The sequence below is a fragment of the Actinoplanes sp. NBC_00393 genome, assembly GCF_036053395.1.
In the GTDB taxonomy this organism is placed as follows: Bacteria; Actinomycetota; Actinomycetes; order Mycobacteriales; family Micromonosporaceae; genus Actinoplanes.
Genome location: NZ_CP107942.1, coordinates 9,673,234 through 9,688,907, shown reverse-complemented (window position 1 = coordinate 9,688,907; position 15,674 = coordinate 9,673,234). Strand labels below are relative to the sequence as shown.

Sequence of the window (15,674 nt, the reverse complement as noted above, 5' to 3'; positions counted from 1 at the left end):
ACGGACAGCCTTCCATGCGTCTATGTCAGCTGAGATCGGGCGGACCGGCCGTCACAAGGTTGATGCCACTGGTGCGTCACCAATCTGGTCTCACACCTGCGGGTGGAGAGCCCTGACGATCCTTGATCATGTGACGGAGGAAGCACGGGCAGAGCTGGACATCGGCTCCGACTGGACACGCCGATGGACAGCGGTCTGGAAGTACACCGGGCAGAAGATCACCAGCACTGTCCACGGCCTGGTATCGATGCCTGCGCGTGGTTGTGAACCGGTGAGGGCCTTCAACTTCAGCTTCGCTCAGCCGAGCCGGGCTGGGGTGGAGTTCCTGCTATCCACGGGGCGTCGGCACGGGTACGAATCGTTGGAAGAGTTGATGTTGCTGCATGCCTTGGACTTCGCGGGCGACCTGGACGAGGTGCAGTCGCAGCCCATGCGGCTGCGTTTTTCGACAACCTCGGGACAGCAAGAGCACATCCCGGACTATCTGGCGTACACCGCTGCGGGGATGGTTCTCTTCGACGTCCGACCGGCCGCCCTAATCCGTGACAAGGATAGGGTGAAGTTTGCGGCAGCCGCCGAGGTGGCGTTCGCACTGGGGTGGCGGTACGCGGTTGTCGCAGGCTGGAGACCGCACGTGGTCGCGAACTTGAGCGAAATGCGTGCCCGATACCGGCCAATGACCGATCCGTTAGGAATGTCGGACCAGGTTCTTGCACAGCTGCGTTCTGTGCCGCGGCGGTTCGACGAGATCGTCGAGGCAACATCGGTGCCGGCGATCGCCCGGACTCACTTGACGCATCTGCTGTGGCATCGCCGGGCGGTCATCGATATGAGCCAGCCACTGGGTGACGCTTCGCTCGTGTGGGCCGCTGGAGTCGGCTCATGTTGAGGTTGCAACCCAAGCTGGACCTCTCGCTGCGCTCCGTGATTGTCCGTGACGGGACGCACTGGTCTGTCGTGAAGCTCGAGCCGCAGTACAGCCGTGTGACGCTGCAGTCGGCTGACGGAGAGGTCCGGCTGGCGCACGTGCGGGACCTCCTGAATGATCCGCGCTGCCGGCAGTCGAGCCGTTCGTCGCCGCTGCCCGCCGATCGTGGCCGTCAGCCGGCTGACTTCGACGACCTTACTCCGCGCCAGCGGGATCTGACCCTCTTGCGCGTTGCCCACATCAACGAACTGCGGACCGGGTATCGCAGCGGAGATCCGCTTCAGGCTCTGGAAGGAGAACCGAAAGCCGAATACGACCCGGCGGTAACGCCCTCCCTGGAGGCGCGGCGTCGCGCCAAGGAGGCCGAGTTGGAGAGGCTGGACCGACTAAATACGTCGCTGCTGGGGCTGCAGAAGGCAAGCTTTCGGACGTTGAAGAGGCGGGAAAAGCTTCTCGATGAACGCGGGATCATGGGCTGCGCCGATAACCGTTGGCTCCGTGAGCGTTGCGGTCACTATCGCCTAGACGAACGGGTCCGAGAGGCGATTTACGCGGCTTACGAAGAGAGCTTGGTTCGCTCAAAAGTGAGCATGGAAACCAAGTTCCTTTGGGTCCATCAGTATCTTGCTGAGACCGCCGAGCCCGGCGCTGCCCCGGTGAAGGTACCGAGTAACAGCACGTTGCGCGGCTTATGGAAGGAATGGTTCGGCCCGGGTGGATCACGGCAGCGGTATGCGGTGTCGGCGGCTGCGCTCGAGGGTCACATGTCGCCAGAGCGCAAGCAGCATGTCGTGGTGTACCGGCCCGGTCAGGTGGTCGCGTTGGACACCACACCGGTTCCCGTCATGGTCATTGATCCGATCTCCCGGGAGCCGGTCAGGGCCAGACTGACCTGGGCTTTGGATGTCTACACGCGATCTCTGGTGGCGTTCCGGCTGACGCTGTCGTCAGAGAAGTCGGTAGACGTGGCGATGGTGCTGCGTGACATGACCATGCCCCTACCGATGCGGCCGGGCTGGGACGACGACATGGAGTGGCCCTATCCGGGCGTTCCTGCGCACCTGGTCGCGCAGTTCGCGGGCCACAAGGTCGCGGGGCTGCCGTTCTTCACACCGGAAACGGTGACGACTGATCACGGCGGACCGTATCGCAGCCACGACCTTGTCAGAGCACTGGATGTGCTGAAATGCAACATCCTGCCGGCCCGGGTACTGCGGCCGACTGACAAGCAGGCCGTCGAGCGTGCGTTCAAGTCCGCTCAGAGCCTGCTGTTCGAGGCGCTGCCTGGCTATACCGGTGCCGACGTCGCTGACCGCGGTATCGACCCGGAAGGCGACGCTGCGTTGACAATCCAGCAGCTTGAGCACTTGATCGCAACGTGGATCGTGAAGGACTGGCAAAACCGGCGGTTGGGTTCCTACGCCCCTTCGTGGGACCCGATGGGTGACCAGAGCCCGAACACCCTGTTCGCCGCATCGATGGCGCAGGGCGGCTTCGCCATGGAGATCCCAGAACCGGAGACCTTCTATCGGCTGCTTCCAAGCAGTAACACGCAGATCCAAAAAGGGCGCGGCGTCAAAGTCAAGAAGCTGTACTACTGGGGGCCTATCCTCGATCATCTGGACCTTCCGAGGCGCGGCGGGCGGCACGGCAGGAAGAAATGGCGCATTCGTTACGATCCGCGGGACCGTCGCACCGTTTTCTTCCAGGATCCGGATACTCACGCGTGGCACGAGTTGCGATGGACTGGCCTACCGGCTTCAGGTCACATTCCGGCGTTCAACGATGCCCGGGTCGATCAGATGCTGAAACTCGCGAAGACTCGGGGGATTGTCCCGAAAACGGATGCAGAACTTCGACCGCTGCTCTTGGAGTTGCTCAAAACCCATGCACCGGTAAGCGAGTGGCGTAGCCAGCTGAAGAAGAAGGAGAAGCTTGCGCGCTCCCGCGAGATCCATCAGGGTGCTGCCGCCGCAGCAGACCGGCCGATGCCAGCCCAGCCCTCGCCGCTCGATGCCGACGGTCTCGAGTTGCACCCGGCGACAGCCCGGCGGGCGCCGGCCGTCGAGCACAGCTGGGAAGAACAGGACCAGCTGGTGCAGGATTCGCTGGACGCCGAACGGGCTTTGCGCCGGCAACGGGCCGTTGCCCCGCAACCCGTGGCCCCGGGCACGCGACTGGGCGGATCGGAGAAAAGGAACCTGTTCCTCATACCCGACGAGGAATGGCTTGAAGGAGAAACGGAGGAAGCTTCATGACTTCTGACGCGGACGACACTCACGACGTGAAAGAAACCGATCATGGCGTACGACTACGCGACAGCGGATCCTTGATTCAAGACCGTAGGGAAGAAATCATGATTACGGGAGGCGGTTGCCAAGGAAAGACAGAGTCCGCGTATGAACTCACGGCTCGATTCGACGTTGAGGAAGGCCCCGCATGACTTCCGGCTCAGCATCAAATCCCCAATGCCGGAGACGCATCATAACGATAGGGTTGCGAGGTGATGTTTTCAACGGATACCCGGGGAACCAAGCCGGGATATTGGTTACGGACGGCGGCCACCTCGGGCATACCGAAAACACGTCGGAGATTGCAGCCAAGCTTGAGAAAGAATGGCTCACCAGAATCAATAAGCTGCGCCCCCAAGAGCTATCCGGAAGGAAGGCCGATGACGTTCCGGTGGTCTACGTGCAGCTGCCCGCCGCAGCAAGACCCCGGAGCATCTGTCGGGCGATCCTGGCCTTCTTCGGTGCCGATCATCACCGGATGGGCCTCGCCGAACTGACCAAGGCTGCTCGCATCTCGTTGAACGACCACGGCGTGCGGGTGCTGTTACTCGACGGCTTCACCCGGGTAAATGTGTACCGCGTCGACGACCAGGACACCCTGGATCTGCTTCGCGCTTTTGTGAGCATGAACACGACGCTAGTTCTCATCGGCGTCGACGCCCCCGGGTCCACAGACTGGCCGGATCGTGTTCCGAGGCGACGAGGACGGAGGCCAGCGACGGCTCTGTCCAAGGCCAAGGAGGATCCGTCGTGACTTCGGGTTCAGCGTCAGGCTGCCGAGACCTGCCGTTCAGCCTTCCGGGAACGACCGCCACACGCGAGACCGTCCAAGGATGGCACCAATGGCGTAGTACTCGGGAGGATTTCCTGCCAGCTCCAGTGATCACGATAGACGAGTATAGGGCCATGAGACCGCGCGAAAGGAATCTGCACGACCTGCATCGCATTGCGACCCACGTGAACATTCCGATGCAGGAAACGCCGATGACACGGCACTTGAAACGAATCATGATGATGCGGTTTCGCAACAACAGTTTCAAAAGGCGGCCAGTGACCCGATCCGGAATCATGATCACGGGAGGCGGCTACCAGGGTAAGACCGAGAGTGCGTGTGAGATTGCAGCGCAGTTCGAGGAAGAATGGCTGACCATAACTAGGCGCCTCAACCCTCAGGCCCTTCCCGGCACGAGGGATATCCACGTTCCGGTGTCCTACGTGCAAACGCCCGTCACGGCCAAACCCATCGCCACCTGCCGAGCGATCCTAGATTTCTTCGGTGCCGACTATCACAAGATGGGCCTGACCGAGCTGACCAAGGCTGTTCGCACCTCGTTGAACGACCACGGCGTGCGGGTGCTGATACTCGACGACATCACCCGACTGAAGATGCATCGCGCGGACGACCAGGACACCCTGGACATGCTGCGTGCATTCATGAGCATGAACACAACGCTGGTCCTTATCGGCGTCAACATCCCCGGCTCCGGGCTCTTGCGCGAAGGGACTCCGGATCCACGGACTGACCAGATCGTGTTCCGTGTCGAGAATGACGAAGACCCGGCGACACAGACGGAACGCAGATTTGATCTACTCCACCTGCGTCCCTTCAGCTACGACACTGACCGCGACATCAAGGCCTGGGAAACGTACCTCGCGAGCCTGGAGACCCACCTGCGGCTTTTCAACGCGCCACGGAAGGGGATGTTGACGGGCGGGACCATGCCCGAATACCTGTTCCGGCGGACCAACGGCGTTGCCGGCCTTCTCGAACGGCTCATCGAAGACGGCTGCGCCGAAGCGATGAACACCGAGGCCGAGGTGCTCACCGAAGAACTGCTCGATGACATCGGCATCAACCTCGGCAACGACCCGCGTCGTGACGCGGCGGCCGGCGAGGTGCCTGCTGTCCCGGCAAAGACACCTGCTGCATCGAAAAAGCCTAGCCACCGTGGCCGCAACAAGGTTTTCGATGATCACGGGATTCCCCTCGGGGAAAGCATCAGCGCATGACCACCGTCCGGGTTCTACCCCGCAGCCTCGTTCCACTGGCGGACGAGTCGATCAGCGGTTTCCTGCTGCGGCTGGCGCATCGGCTGAGCCTCACGCCGAGCCGGCTGGTGGTTTCGACCGGGCTCGACGTTCGGACAGACCGCTACCGTCAGCGGTTGGCTCCCGTGTTGCTGCTCGTCAACGTCGAACCCGATGTCCTCCGCACCTTCGCACACTCCGCCAGCCTCACCGAGACGGAGGCGCGGTCGCTGTTCCTTGCCGGCTACAGCGGCCGGTACCCGCCTGCCCGCGGGCCCCACCGGGTCGTCGGCAGCAAGGTCTCCCGGCACAAGCTCGATGGTTGGCTGTCCGTCAAGTTCACCCGCTACTGCCCCGAGTGCCTCGCCGGCGACGGCAGCCCGATACAGCGCGAGCTCGGTGGAGCCTGGAAACGGGCCTGGCGGCTCCCCGCAGTGTTCGCTTGTCCAATCCATCGCCGATATCTTCACCATCGCTGCGCTGCCGGGCATGTCGCCCATCAGCAGGAGAACGGGTTTCTGCCGCGTTGGTCGGACTACAGCCTCCATCCGACGCAATGCCGTAGCCACCTGCGACAACGACGCCATCAACGTCAGGATCTCGCCCCGGCGTGCGGCGCCTGGCTGACCGAAACGCCGGCACAGTCACCGCCAAACGCCGCAGCTCTCGCCCTGCAACGCAAGATTCTGCAAGCCCTGGATCCCACAGCCCCGGACAAGGTCACGGTAGCCGGGCAGCCAGTGACAGCAGCCGAGTATTTCTGGGATCTGTTCAAGCTCAGTCACGCCGTCCTGCGCGCCTGGCCGCTGAGCCGGCACCTGCTGAGCGACGCGACACTCGCCGACGCGTTGGAGCAGTATGTCAGCGAAGTAGAACAACAAGTAACAACTCGGTGTAAGCCGGGCAGCAAGGAGCACAATCTCACCAGGCATGCCGCGCACCGCACGCCTCCCCCGGACGCGATGGCGTGCGCGGCAATGCTGCTGGCCGCGGACACGATGCTTTCCCATTCCTCACCACGGGAACTGGCGAACGACCTGCGCTACCTCCTCAGAGACGACGAAGGGCTGTTGACCACCGCTGACTGGAACCGCAGGTTCCTGGAAGGCATGCCGGAGAACTCGCTGCCATTCGGTCACGCGTTGACGCTGACCAGACAGACGATCGTGCGGGTACGACGACCTCGGCGCCGGCCTGCCGTTCCGCGCTGGGTGAAGTTCGGACCTGAGCATGTTCCGCAGTTCCTGGAACCCGACTGGTACCAGCGGTTCTTCGCGCGCTTCGACGGCGTCGCGACGAAGTATCTCCGGCGGACTGCCGCACTGCGCGTCGTGCAGATCGTCGCCGGTTGCGGCGTTCGGGAGGCTGCCGTCAAACTGGGCCTGCCGGGGGACGACAGCGCCTACAGTCGCTGCGCGACGACCGTGTTGAGAGTCAACGAGTGGGCCGCAGGGCTCGACAATCCTCACGCGTTCGACGATGCCGTCTACGACCTGATCGATCACATCAACGGCCTGTCACATCGCATCGACTACGACCGGCGGCGCAAGGCTCTGCGGGACTGGTGCATAACCCCCAAAGAGTGGCGTGCTCTGGTCGCGCAGATGCCGCAGCAGGCAGACTTGTTGCGGCCGCCTGACTTCGGCGACCGCAAACGCCAAGCAGCCTCGATCGTGGTGTGGACACGGCTGACGCACGGCGAGCATCGGGTCGCGCCGCAGCCCATCCGCGATCAGCAGCCCGCGGACGAGCACCTGTCTTGGCGTTCGAGCACCGACACACTGTTCAACCGGCTCCGGACGAACTTTCCCGGAGAGCACTATCAGGCGCTGGACCGGGTGCTGCAGGAGTACGCTAGTGAACTCGCGGCCCGAATCGATTCGCCGCACGGCCTGCGCCGCCGGACACCTACCGGTCGCCGGTGACCGATGGGGCTTGTACCCCGCACCCTGCCGCCACCAGGGTCGGACGGCTTACGGTCCTGTCTGGCGAGGCAGCCTGTCAAGAACTGCCGGCGGTTGCCGGGCCACCTGCGGGCAGCCGTGGGCCCTGGAGTGCGTTCGGTGCTCGATCGGCGTCAGTCACCGGTGGCCGGCGAGTTCACGGCGGCGAGCCGCAGAACAGGCCGAATGGCCCCTCATCGGCAGCCCGTGCCTGCCGATGAGGACGGCAAATATCGCGCTAGTTGTGGCCGAAGGAGGCGACATCATGGTGCAGGCAACCTCGCCAGAGCAGCGCTCAGAGCGGGACGGCTCCCGTAGTTCGGGGGGAGGCTTCCGGGTCGGGGCGAGTCACGATTCCCCGGTATGGACCGCGTCCACAACGGGTCCGGCCGGCAGTGCGAAGCTTCCGCCGATCGAGTGGCCGCGAACCGACTACCGCAAGATCATGCTCGCTGATCTGACAGGCACTGGGAAGAGTCTCGTGATGGCGTTGCTCATGTTCGCCGTGTTGATCACGGGCGGGATAAGTATCGCGGTCGTGGTGACGACTATCCTCAGCGCCCTCGGAGTCGATCCCGCCTCGCTGTACTGAACCCTGCACAGGACCTCGCCGCGCTCTGGCCAGGGATGGTTCCCGCTCGCACGCTATCGCCGGTGCCCGGACGGCACCGGACACCGGCGACGCGTGTATTGGACGGAACTCCGCAGCGAAATGCAGACGTCCGTCACCCGGCAACTCGCTGATCCCGCCGATGATGCGGGGGCACAGAGCGCAGGCTTACACGTTCGCGCCGCCCGCCCACGCATGCAGCGGGCTTAGACGGCCTCCTCACGACCGTCGCGGGGGGTGCCCTTGTCGTCGCGTCAACCGCGCAGCTCAATGCCCTGCTCAGCGGGCAGACGAGGGGTCTGTTGTGTGACCATGGTCTGCGGCATCGTCGCCGGCAGATTGGCGTCAGGTATCCCGGCGCCCCCAGGCCGGTCCCCTCCGACCCAGGTTGCTGTCTCGCTGCGGCGGGTTGCGGGCCGTGACCGGCTCCAGTAGGTCGGCATGCTGCGGCAAACCGGTAATGGCGGGTGAGGCCCTCGGCGGGCATTGCCGGTGACCGGATGTTCGGCTCGCCTGCCGGGTTTGCGCTTGATCCTGCTGGTCTCAAGACACGGCAGGTCGGGTTATGGCACGGCGAGGATGGCCGCCGGGGCGCCGTTGGTCCATCCGATGGGCAGGACCGCCAGCGCGTCAGCGGCCGCGGCGGCGCGGAGACCTGCGGAACCGGTGCCGGGGAGGATCTGGGCGGCTGCGCCGGTAAAGCGGACCGGGACGATCCGCACGGCGCCGGATGTCAGCTTCGCGGTGCCGGTCACCAGACAAGTGGGTAGCTTGCCGGCGGGTTGGCCGGCGAGGGTGCGCAGGAGCGGTTCAAGCAGGGTGAGGGCGGCGGTGAGGCCCGCGTAGGGGTTGCCGGGCAGGCTGATCACCCATCGTCCGTCGGCGAGGGCGGCGAGGGCTTGGGGGTGGCCCGGACGGCAGGCGACGCCGTTGACGTGCCAGGTTGCGTGCTGCTCGTTCAGGACGGTGTGCAGGTGATCGGCGGCCCCGGCCGACGACGAGCCGCTGACCACGATGACGTCGGTATCGGTGTCGTCGAGCGCCGCTTGCAGGAGGGCCTTGTCGTCGCGCAGGTACGAGCAGGCGCGCAGGATGCCGCCGGCCCGGCTGGTCACGGCAGCGACGAGGCCGCTGAAGCTGTCTCGGACCTGCCCCGGCCCGGGTGTTCCGCAGGCGATCACCTCGTCACCGGTGACGAACAGAGTCACCGTCGGCGGCCGGTGGGTGAACACGTCGTCGACGCCGGCTTGGACTGCGGCGGCCGCGACGGTGGCGGTCACTGTGCGGCCGGCCGGCACGATCACGTCACCGGGGCGGACGTCGTCGCCGGTGCGGCGGATGTGGGTTCGGGTGCCGATGGTGCCGGTCACGGTCGACCCGGCGCGGTGGCAGTTCTCGTAGGGCAGTACCGCGTCAGCGCCGACGGGGGCTGGTGCTCCGGTGCCGATCTCGACGCCCGTTCCAGCCGGCAGGGCGGAGCATGCGACAGGTTGGCCGGCGAGGATGCGGCCGGTGATGGTCCATGGTCCCGGGCCGGCGACGGCGAAGCCGTCCATCGCTGCGGCGTCGAATGCCGGCGCCGGCGTTCGGGCGAGGATCGGGGCGGCCAAGCTGAGGCCGGCCGCCGCTTCGACCGGGGTCTGCTCCGGTGGCAGCGGCTTCGGCGTGTCGCGGGCAGTGTTGTAGGCCTGTTCCCACGGCATTCCGGCAGGGTGCCGGTGCGTTGCCTGGGTGCCGGCCGTGGTGGCTGGCGGGCCAACAGCCGGGTTCACGGTGCCGTTGAGGTGCCTGGTGGGCTGCGGTGCTTCGGTCAAGTCTTCTTCCTATGGTGATGACATGGCGCGGGGTAATGCAGCGGCCGTGATCGTGGTGGGACCACTTCAGTTTGCCGCTGGGGCCGGTGGTGCGCACGCGTTCGGTGTACCTGGGCGGCGCCGTGCCGCCGCCCAGGCTGTGTAGCCGACTGCCAGTGAACCGGGGATGTCCAGTGGGAAGTAGGGCTGGAGGTCCCTACCGGGGTCGCCGTCGTCGGCGTGCAGCGGCCAACTGTCGCGTCTCCCTTCAGATGCAGAAGCGCCACTCCCTGACCAGATTGAATCGTGAATCGCGATTCACTACTGTTAACTCTGTGGCGGTACAGCAGCTGCGACGAGTCTCGTCGGCGGTGTTTGGTAACAGGTACCGGCTCGAACTGTTGACTGCGCTGGTAACGGCGGGTGCTGAGGGGGTATGCGTGAAGGATTTGGCCGCGTCGTCCGGCGTGCCGACGAGTGTCTTTCACCCGCCGCTGCGAGCGCTCACGGCCGCCGGCTTGGTCACGCGGCTACCTCAGGTTGGCCAAAGCCGGCGGGTGTTCTACGCGCTCACAAACGTGGGCGCATGGACGGGGCTGCGGCAGCTGGTGCAAGATCTCGAACCGGTTGTTCCGGGTGACGACGCGGGTGAGGGGATGGGTTCATGAGCGTTGCAGCGACGCTGGAGCGTTTCGCGGCCGCCATGCCCCCCACCGTCGCGGAGGAGATCGGCATCTCCCGGGTCCGAATGTTCGGGGTCCGCGGGTGGGTGGCCTACCGTCCTGATCAAGAGCAGTTGCGGGTCCGTCAGGAGCACGGGATCGTGCCGGTTCTCGCTCTTGATCTGCTCGACACGCTCATGGGGCTGCCGCTCGGGCAACCGATCGCGGTGCAGTCGGTGGCGCCCGCCGGACGGCGGCGTCTGCGGCGTCTGCCGGACGGGGCGGTCGCGTGGTCTTCTGCGACGGTGACCCGCCGGATTGCTCCGCCGGTGACGCCGGTTCTGGCGATGGTGCAGGCGACGGACTGGGCGAAAGGGTTGCGGGCCGCGTCGCGGTTCGCGATGTACTGCCGCAGGTTGTTGGTGGTTTCCGAGCTGCCGACCGATGCAGATGTCGCGTTGGCTGAGGCGTCGTTCTACGGCATCGGGGTCGCCGTGCGTGACCGTGAGACGGTGACGATGGTGCTGGAGCCGGAGATGTTGACCGACTGGCAGCCGACCCCGGCGTGGTGGTGGTTCACCGAGGAGGTGTTCCGGGGTGCCGAGCGTAGCCGGTGAGCCCGCCGGGGACGGCGGGCTGAACGGCTATTCGGTGGGCCAGGCCGGCAGTTTGGCCCACTGCTTCAGCGGGGTCTGAACGGGCAAGGGGTCGACCTGGCGGAGACGTTTGGCGAACATCTCGTGCTCGGCGACGGCGCTGTGGCAGATGTTGCGCCAGTATTCGGCGCGATCCCGCACGGTCGGCTGGGCGAGCAGGCCGTCGGCGATGATCGACCAGGCTGCGACGGCGTGCGCGATGGCTTCCGGCTGGTCCTCTTCGTAGAGGAAGCGGGTCAGGGCCTGGTTGCCGCAGGTTTCGCAGGAGCATTTGGGGGCTCTGCTAGGTGCCGCACCGCACAGCTTGTTGATCTTCGACCCTTTCCACCAGCACATGAGCTCGGGGATCAGGACGCTGGGCGACTTGTCGTTCTGGACGAACGCGAAGGGCTTGCGGGGTGGCGGAACGGTGTGGCGGATGCTGCCGCCGGTGCCGATCGCCGCGGCGAAGGCGCCGTGGGCCATCAGGTCCAGGCCGTTGAAGTCGGTGCAGATGGGCATGAGCGGCACGGTGGCAGCCAGCGTCCGCAGGTTGGGGATGATGCGTGCCGACTGGGTCAGCGGATCGCCCTGTTTGCCGAGCACGAGCGCGACCGGGCAGCCGGCATCCTGCAGGATGGCTTGGGTCTGGGTGAAGAACGCCCGGTCGAGCAGTGAGATGTCCAGCGGTGCCACGAAGAGCACGTCGGTGCGGCCGAGCGCCTTCACCTGCTGCGCGGCGGCCTGCAGGCTTGCCGTGTCCCCGGCGCCGATGTACCCGGTCGGGGTGCAGGCCGCTGTGTATCCGGCGTTGATCTGCGCGTTCAGAACGTCGCCGAGGGTGGGGTTGGTGCCTTCGAGGCCGCCGTCGGGCAGCAGGAACGGCTTGTCGGGCGTGGCCCGGTGGTGGCCGTAGGCGTCGGGGTCGAGCAGAATCGGGCCGTCGTACTCGAAGGATTCCGCGAGGGGAATCGGCTTGCCCGGGCTGGGGCCGACGATCACCAGGCCGCTGCGGGCGGCTCCGATGACCGGCCGCACAGCGGGGACGTGGCTTCGGCGTGCGTACACCAGCACACGGTCAACGAGGGCACCGACGGCTCCCGGCGGGATCGGCGGATACGGCTGACGGCCCAGCCATCGCCAGCGTTGCGCCAGGTCACCGGCGAGGTTGCCGTGGGCCGGCGCCGTCGCCTTGTCCCCAGGTTCGGTCATCGTCCATCCTGGTAGGTACTCGTGCCGGTGACGGCGTCACCGAACAGATTGGTCAGGCGCGCCGGCGTCGTGCCGGCCGCCGCTGCTGCGGCGTCGACACCACCGGTCGCGTGGATCGCTGCCCGGACGATCTCGGGAACTCGCCGGGGGGTCTCCGCCGGCAGCGGTTCCGGTTCCTCGGTACGCCAGCCCAGCGCAGAGATCTGCGCGCTGATCGTCCGGTAGCGGGAGTCGGTGATCACCGCCAGGTCGGCGGCACGGCGCAGCACGGCCGCGGCGGAGATCTGCCATTTGGCCTTGAGTTGCAGCAGCCGGGCCGGCGTGACGGGGGCCGCGGTGAGGTCCGGGTAGATCTGATCGTTCGGCGCGAGGAACTCCCCAGCGAACGCCTGGGCCATCTCCTCCGCGTCAATGCCGGAGCCGGGAACACTGACGCAGTGTCCGACCTCGTGCATCAACGTGAACCGCTGACGGTCGATCGGCGCGTCGGTGTTGATTACGAAGATGGGCGGCTCGCCCGGCGGATGCAGGCTTGTCGCGTCCACCTCGCGGCCACCCAGCGACATCGGCATCACCAGCGCCCCGAGCTGCTCGGCGACCTTCGTGGCCGAGGCGACGGCGCCCGGGCCGATCCCGAGTTGGGCGCGCAGCTGGGCGGCAACCGCCTGCGGGCCGACGGCGCCTTCCACTCGGGTCGGCGACACCGTGAACGCCGGCAGTGGGACGTCGGCGGCGTCCGCGAGCCGGTTCAGATAGAGGCGGGTGAGGTTGATCTGGGCGTGCAGCCGCCGCAGAGTCGATGCTTTCGTCGAGCGCCGGTTGCGGTGGTACAGGCAGCCCTCACCGAGGGCCCACAGCTTGACGTCCAGGATCAGCAGGTCCGGGGTCGTCTCCAGCACCGTGGCGAACTGCTTCAGCCGCGTCCCGATGACCGACAGCGCACCCTTCTCCGCCCGGGAGACGTAGCCCTGGGTGGTCTTCACGGTGCTTCCGGAAAGCCGGCTGAGGCGGTCGGCGATGTCGGCCTGCGTCAGCCCGAGCGCTTCGCGGGCGGCGACCAGCAGCTGAGGATTCGCTGCCGGTTCCTCGATGGAGAAGAGTGCTCCCACAAAGTGGACCCTACTCCATGCCGACAAAGATGCGCAAGATTATTCCGACGATCATTCGGCAGATTGCTCGAGGTGATGGGGCGGATGGAATCCGGCAGGATCCCCGGCCATCTCCGTCAGTGTCGGCGGTCCGGGTTGCCGTCCCGGAACCCGGCCGCGTACCAGGTCACGAGGCTTTGCCGATGCGGGCGCGCCGCCTCAGCCACGCCCACACCGCCGCCGCCCGCCGTCGGAATCGGTCCGCCACATTGCTGGCCGAGGCTTGATGGTGCCGGTCGGAACGGTCGTGGCCACGGTCCTTGGCCCGCTGCTTTCGGACCACTCGCTCGTTACGGCCGGGAGCCGGGAGCCGGGAGCCGGGAGCCGGGAGCCGGGAGCCGGGAGCCGGGAGCCGGGAGCCGGGAGCCGGGAGCCGGGAGCCGGGAGCCGGGAGCCGGGAACCGGGAACCGGGAACCGGGAACCGGGAACCGGGAACCGGGAACCGGGAACCGGGAACCGGGAACCGGGAACCGGGAACCGGGAACCGGGAACCGGGAACCGGGAACCGGGAACCGGGAACCGGGAACCGGGAACCGGGAACCGGGAACCGGGAACCGGGAACCGGGAACCGGGAACCGGGAACCGGGAACCGGGAACCGGGAACCGGGAACCGGGAACCGGGAACCGGGAACCGGGAACCGGGAACCGGGAACCGGGAACCGGGAACCGGGAACCGGGAACCGGGAACCGGGAACCGGGAGCAGCCGCTCAGTGTCGACATCTTCGAAGTCGGCATCTCGGCGCTTGCGAACGCCGTGGTGGCTGAGGATGACCTAGCAGTCCGGAACTATGCCGTGTCGGCGCAGTATCGCTTGAACGCAGACGAGGGCACAGCCGTCGAGCGCCACGATCGGACGGCCGGAGCGGGCCAGGCGCATCAGAGATGGCACGTCCCTGCCGGGCCAGGCGATACAGGACATCTCCGCGACGCCGAGCCGGTCGAGCCTGATCGCGAGTGCGTTGGCCAGCTGCGCCGCGCTGGAACAGCCGGAACAGGAGTACACCAGCGGGATGCGGTTCGCCGATGAGCTGCCGTCGCCGTCCCGCTGGGCTGTGGTCACGGTGCGTTGCTGCATTTCGTCGGCCATGGCGGGCTCCCTGTGGTGGCCTGCAGGATCGGGTTCGGCGTGGGGCTGACCTCCGTCGATCACAATGGTTTCTGCGGCAGCAGTTCGGCCAGGTCGTCGGGGTAGGCGAACGAGCCGGGCTGGTAGCTACAGGCTGGTTCCTCGGCGTGCAGGTTGCCGGTGACCGCGTAGGCGCGGGCCCGGGATCCGCCGCACACGGTGCGGAACTCGCAGGCGCCGCACCGCCCTTGTAGCAGGGTGGTGTCGCGGAGGTCGGTGAACAGTGGCGCGGTGCGGTAGATGTCGACCAGCCGCTGCCGGCGTACGTCACCGCCAGCTACAGGCAGGAAGCCGCTCGGGTGGACCTGGCCGCGATGCGAGACGAAGACGAAGCCGTTGCCGGCGCTGACCTGCAACGGTGGCCGGCGGGTGCGGCATGGCCCGTCGAGCAGGCCCAGCTCGTCGAGCTCCTGCCTCAGCCGCCGGTACAGCGGCCCGAGGCCCAACGCCTCGACGGCCGGGACCCCACGGCGGGCCAGGACGGCGCGTTGCAGGCACACTCGCCGGAAGTGGTGAGCCTCGGTGGTCTTGACCGGAATCGTCTCGCCGAGGTCGTACAGGATGTTGAGGACGTCCTCGGTGTCGGCGGCGCCGAGACCGGGCAGGGCACGGCCGCGTCCAGTGGGTACCAGGAAGAAGACGCTCCACAGCATGGCGCCGCGATCGCGGACCTGCGCGGCGATCTGCGGCAGGTCGTGGAGGGTGTCGCGGGTGACGGTCGTGTTGATCTGGACCTTCAGCCCCAGGTTCGCGGCGTCGTGCCATGCGCGCATGGTCAGCGCGTACACGCCGTCGACACCTCGGAACCCGTCGTGGGCCGCCGGGCCGGCGGCGTCCACGCTCAGCGAGATGGCGCGGGCGCCGGCGTCACGCAGAGCGGCGAGGGCCTCCCGGGTGAGGGTAGGTGTGCCGGACGGGGAAACCGACACTGCGAGGCCGAGGTCCGTGCCTCGGCGGATCAGGGTTGTCAGGTCGGGGCGTTGGAACGGATCACCGCCGGTGATGACGAACAGGGGCGCGGGACGGCCGAACTGCGCCACCTGCGCCATGAGGTCGACAGCCTCGCTTGTAGTCAGCTCGTACGGGTCCCGCTGCGGTCGGGCTGAGGCGCGGCAGTGGAGGCAAGCCAGTGGGCAGGCCTGCGTCGCCTCCCAAATGACGATGAACGGCCGGTCGGACGTCGACTGCCGGGGCCGGCGAAGCTCGCGGGCGCGGTCGCGAGCTTCGCGGCCTGCGCCGGGCCTGCGGTCGCTGGCGTTGGCCAGGTCGGTGAGGTCCCGCACTCCCATCTCCACT

At 66.7% G+C, this 15,674-nt stretch carries 12 protein-coding genes; 7 read left to right on the top strand and 5 right to left on the bottom strand.

Annotated features, from left to right (window positions below; all coding sequences use genetic code 11):
• Positions 1 to 130: 130 nt before the first annotated feature.
• The 5 genes from OHA21_RS44970 (at position 131) to OHA21_RS44950 (ending at position 7,172) form a co-directional block, all read left to right on the top strand.
• Positions 131 to 889 carry a TnsA-like heteromeric transposase endonuclease subunit gene (locus OHA21_RS44970; protein ID WP_328465977.1) on the top strand — a complete coding sequence of 253 codons (759 nt, stop codon included), beginning with the start codon at positions 131 to 133 and terminating at the stop codon, positions 887 to 889.
• Positions 883 to 3,186, top strand: a complete 2,304-nt coding sequence (locus tag OHA21_RS44965; protein WP_328465975.1) for a Mu transposase C-terminal domain-containing protein — start codon at positions 883 to 885, stop codon at positions 3,184 to 3,186. The genes OHA21_RS44970 and OHA21_RS44965 overlap by 7 nt, the downstream gene beginning before the upstream one ends.
• A gap of 238 nt (positions 3,187 to 3,424) precedes the next feature.
• Positions 3,425 to 3,973, top strand: coding sequence for a TniB family NTP-binding protein (locus OHA21_RS44960; RefSeq protein WP_328465973.1), 549 nt, complete (start codon positions 3,425 to 3,427; stop codon positions 3,971 to 3,973).
• A gap of 152 nt (positions 3,974 to 4,125) precedes the next feature.
• Positions 4,126 to 5,229, top strand: coding sequence for a TniB family NTP-binding protein (locus tag OHA21_RS44955; protein WP_328465971.1), 1,104 nt, complete (start codon positions 4,126 to 4,128; stop codon positions 5,227 to 5,229).
• On the top strand, positions 5,226 to 7,172 hold the full coding sequence (locus OHA21_RS44950; RefSeq protein ID WP_328465969.1) for a TniQ family protein: 1,947 nt from the start codon (positions 5,226 to 5,228) through the stop codon (positions 7,170 to 7,172). The genes OHA21_RS44955 and OHA21_RS44950 overlap by 4 nt, the downstream gene beginning before the upstream one ends.
• Before the next feature lie 1,191 nt (positions 7,173 to 8,363).
• Here the strand turns inward: OHA21_RS44950 and OHA21_RS44945 are convergent.
• Complete coding sequence (locus OHA21_RS44945; RefSeq protein WP_328465967.1) at positions 8,364 to 9,503, bottom strand: molybdopterin molybdotransferase MoeA; 1,140 nt, start codon at positions 9,501 to 9,503, stop codon at positions 8,364 to 8,366.
• A gap of 425 nt (positions 9,504 to 9,928) precedes the next feature.
• Here OHA21_RS44945 and OHA21_RS44940 point away from each other — a divergent pair, with 425 nt between their 5' ends.
• Together OHA21_RS44940 and OHA21_RS44935 are read left to right on the top strand one after the other, a co-directional pair.
• Positions 9,929 to 10,261, top strand: a complete 333-nt coding sequence (locus OHA21_RS44940; RefSeq protein WP_328465965.1) for a winged helix-turn-helix domain-containing protein — start codon at positions 9,929 to 9,931, stop codon at positions 10,259 to 10,261.
• Entirely contained in the window at positions 10,258 to 10,872 is a 615-nt protein-coding gene (locus OHA21_RS44935; RefSeq protein ID WP_328465963.1) for a hypothetical protein, read from the top strand. The genes OHA21_RS44940 and OHA21_RS44935 overlap by 4 nt, the downstream gene beginning before the upstream one ends.
• A 27-nt stretch (positions 10,873 to 10,899) precedes the next feature.
• On the opposite strand, the gene OHA21_RS44930 is transcribed toward OHA21_RS44935, so the two are convergent.
• The 4 genes from OHA21_RS44930 to OHA21_RS44915 form a co-directional block, all read right to left on the bottom strand.
• Entirely contained in the window at positions 10,900 to 12,102 is a 1,203-nt protein-coding gene (locus OHA21_RS44930; protein WP_328465961.1) for a hypothetical protein, read from the bottom strand.
• Positions 12,099 to 13,211, bottom strand: a complete 1,113-nt coding sequence (locus OHA21_RS44925) for a helix-turn-helix domain-containing protein (protein ID WP_328465959.1) — start codon at positions 13,209 to 13,211, stop codon at positions 12,099 to 12,101. The genes OHA21_RS44930 and OHA21_RS44925 overlap by 4 nt, the downstream gene beginning before the upstream one ends.
• An 813-nt stretch (positions 13,212 to 14,024) precedes the next feature.
• Positions 14,025 to 14,339, bottom strand: coding sequence for a putative zinc-binding protein (locus tag OHA21_RS44920; protein ID WP_328465957.1), 315 nt, complete (start codon positions 14,337 to 14,339; stop codon positions 14,025 to 14,027).
• 59 nt (positions 14,340 to 14,398) lie between these two features.
• Entirely contained in the window at positions 14,399 to 15,667 is a 1,269-nt protein-coding gene (locus tag OHA21_RS44915) for a TIGR04053 family radical SAM/SPASM domain-containing protein (RefSeq protein ID WP_328465955.1), read from the bottom strand.
• Positions 15,668 to 15,674: the final 7 nt, after the last annotated feature.

Coding starts and splice junctions, on each gene's coding strand:
- OHA21_RS44935 (WP_328465963.1), top strand. CDS start 10,258: ATGAGCGTTGCAGCGACGCTGGAGCGTTTCGCGGCCGCCATGCCCCCC.
- OHA21_RS44930 (WP_328465961.1), bottom strand. CDS start 12,102: ATGACCGAACCTGGGGACAAGGCGACGGCGCCGGCCCACGGCAACCTC.
- OHA21_RS44920 (WP_328465957.1), bottom strand. CDS start 14,339: ATGGCCGACGAAATGCAGCAACGCACCGTGACCACAGCCCAGCGGGAC.
- OHA21_RS44945 (WP_328465967.1), bottom strand. CDS start 9,503: ATGCCGTGGGAACAGGCCTACAACACTGCCCGCGACACGCCGAAGCCG.
- OHA21_RS44915 (WP_328465955.1), bottom strand. CDS start 15,667: ATGGGAGTGCGGGACCTCACCGACCTGGCCAACGCCAGCGACCGCAGG.
- OHA21_RS44950 (WP_328465969.1), top strand. CDS start 5,226: ATGACCACCGTCCGGGTTCTACCCCGCAGCCTCGTTCCACTGGCGGAC.
- OHA21_RS44955 (WP_328465971.1), top strand. CDS start 4,126: ATGAGACCGCGCGAAAGGAATCTGCACGACCTGCATCGCATTGCGACC.
- OHA21_RS44965 (WP_328465975.1), top strand. CDS start 883: ATGTTGAGGTTGCAACCCAAGCTGGACCTCTCGCTGCGCTCCGTGATT.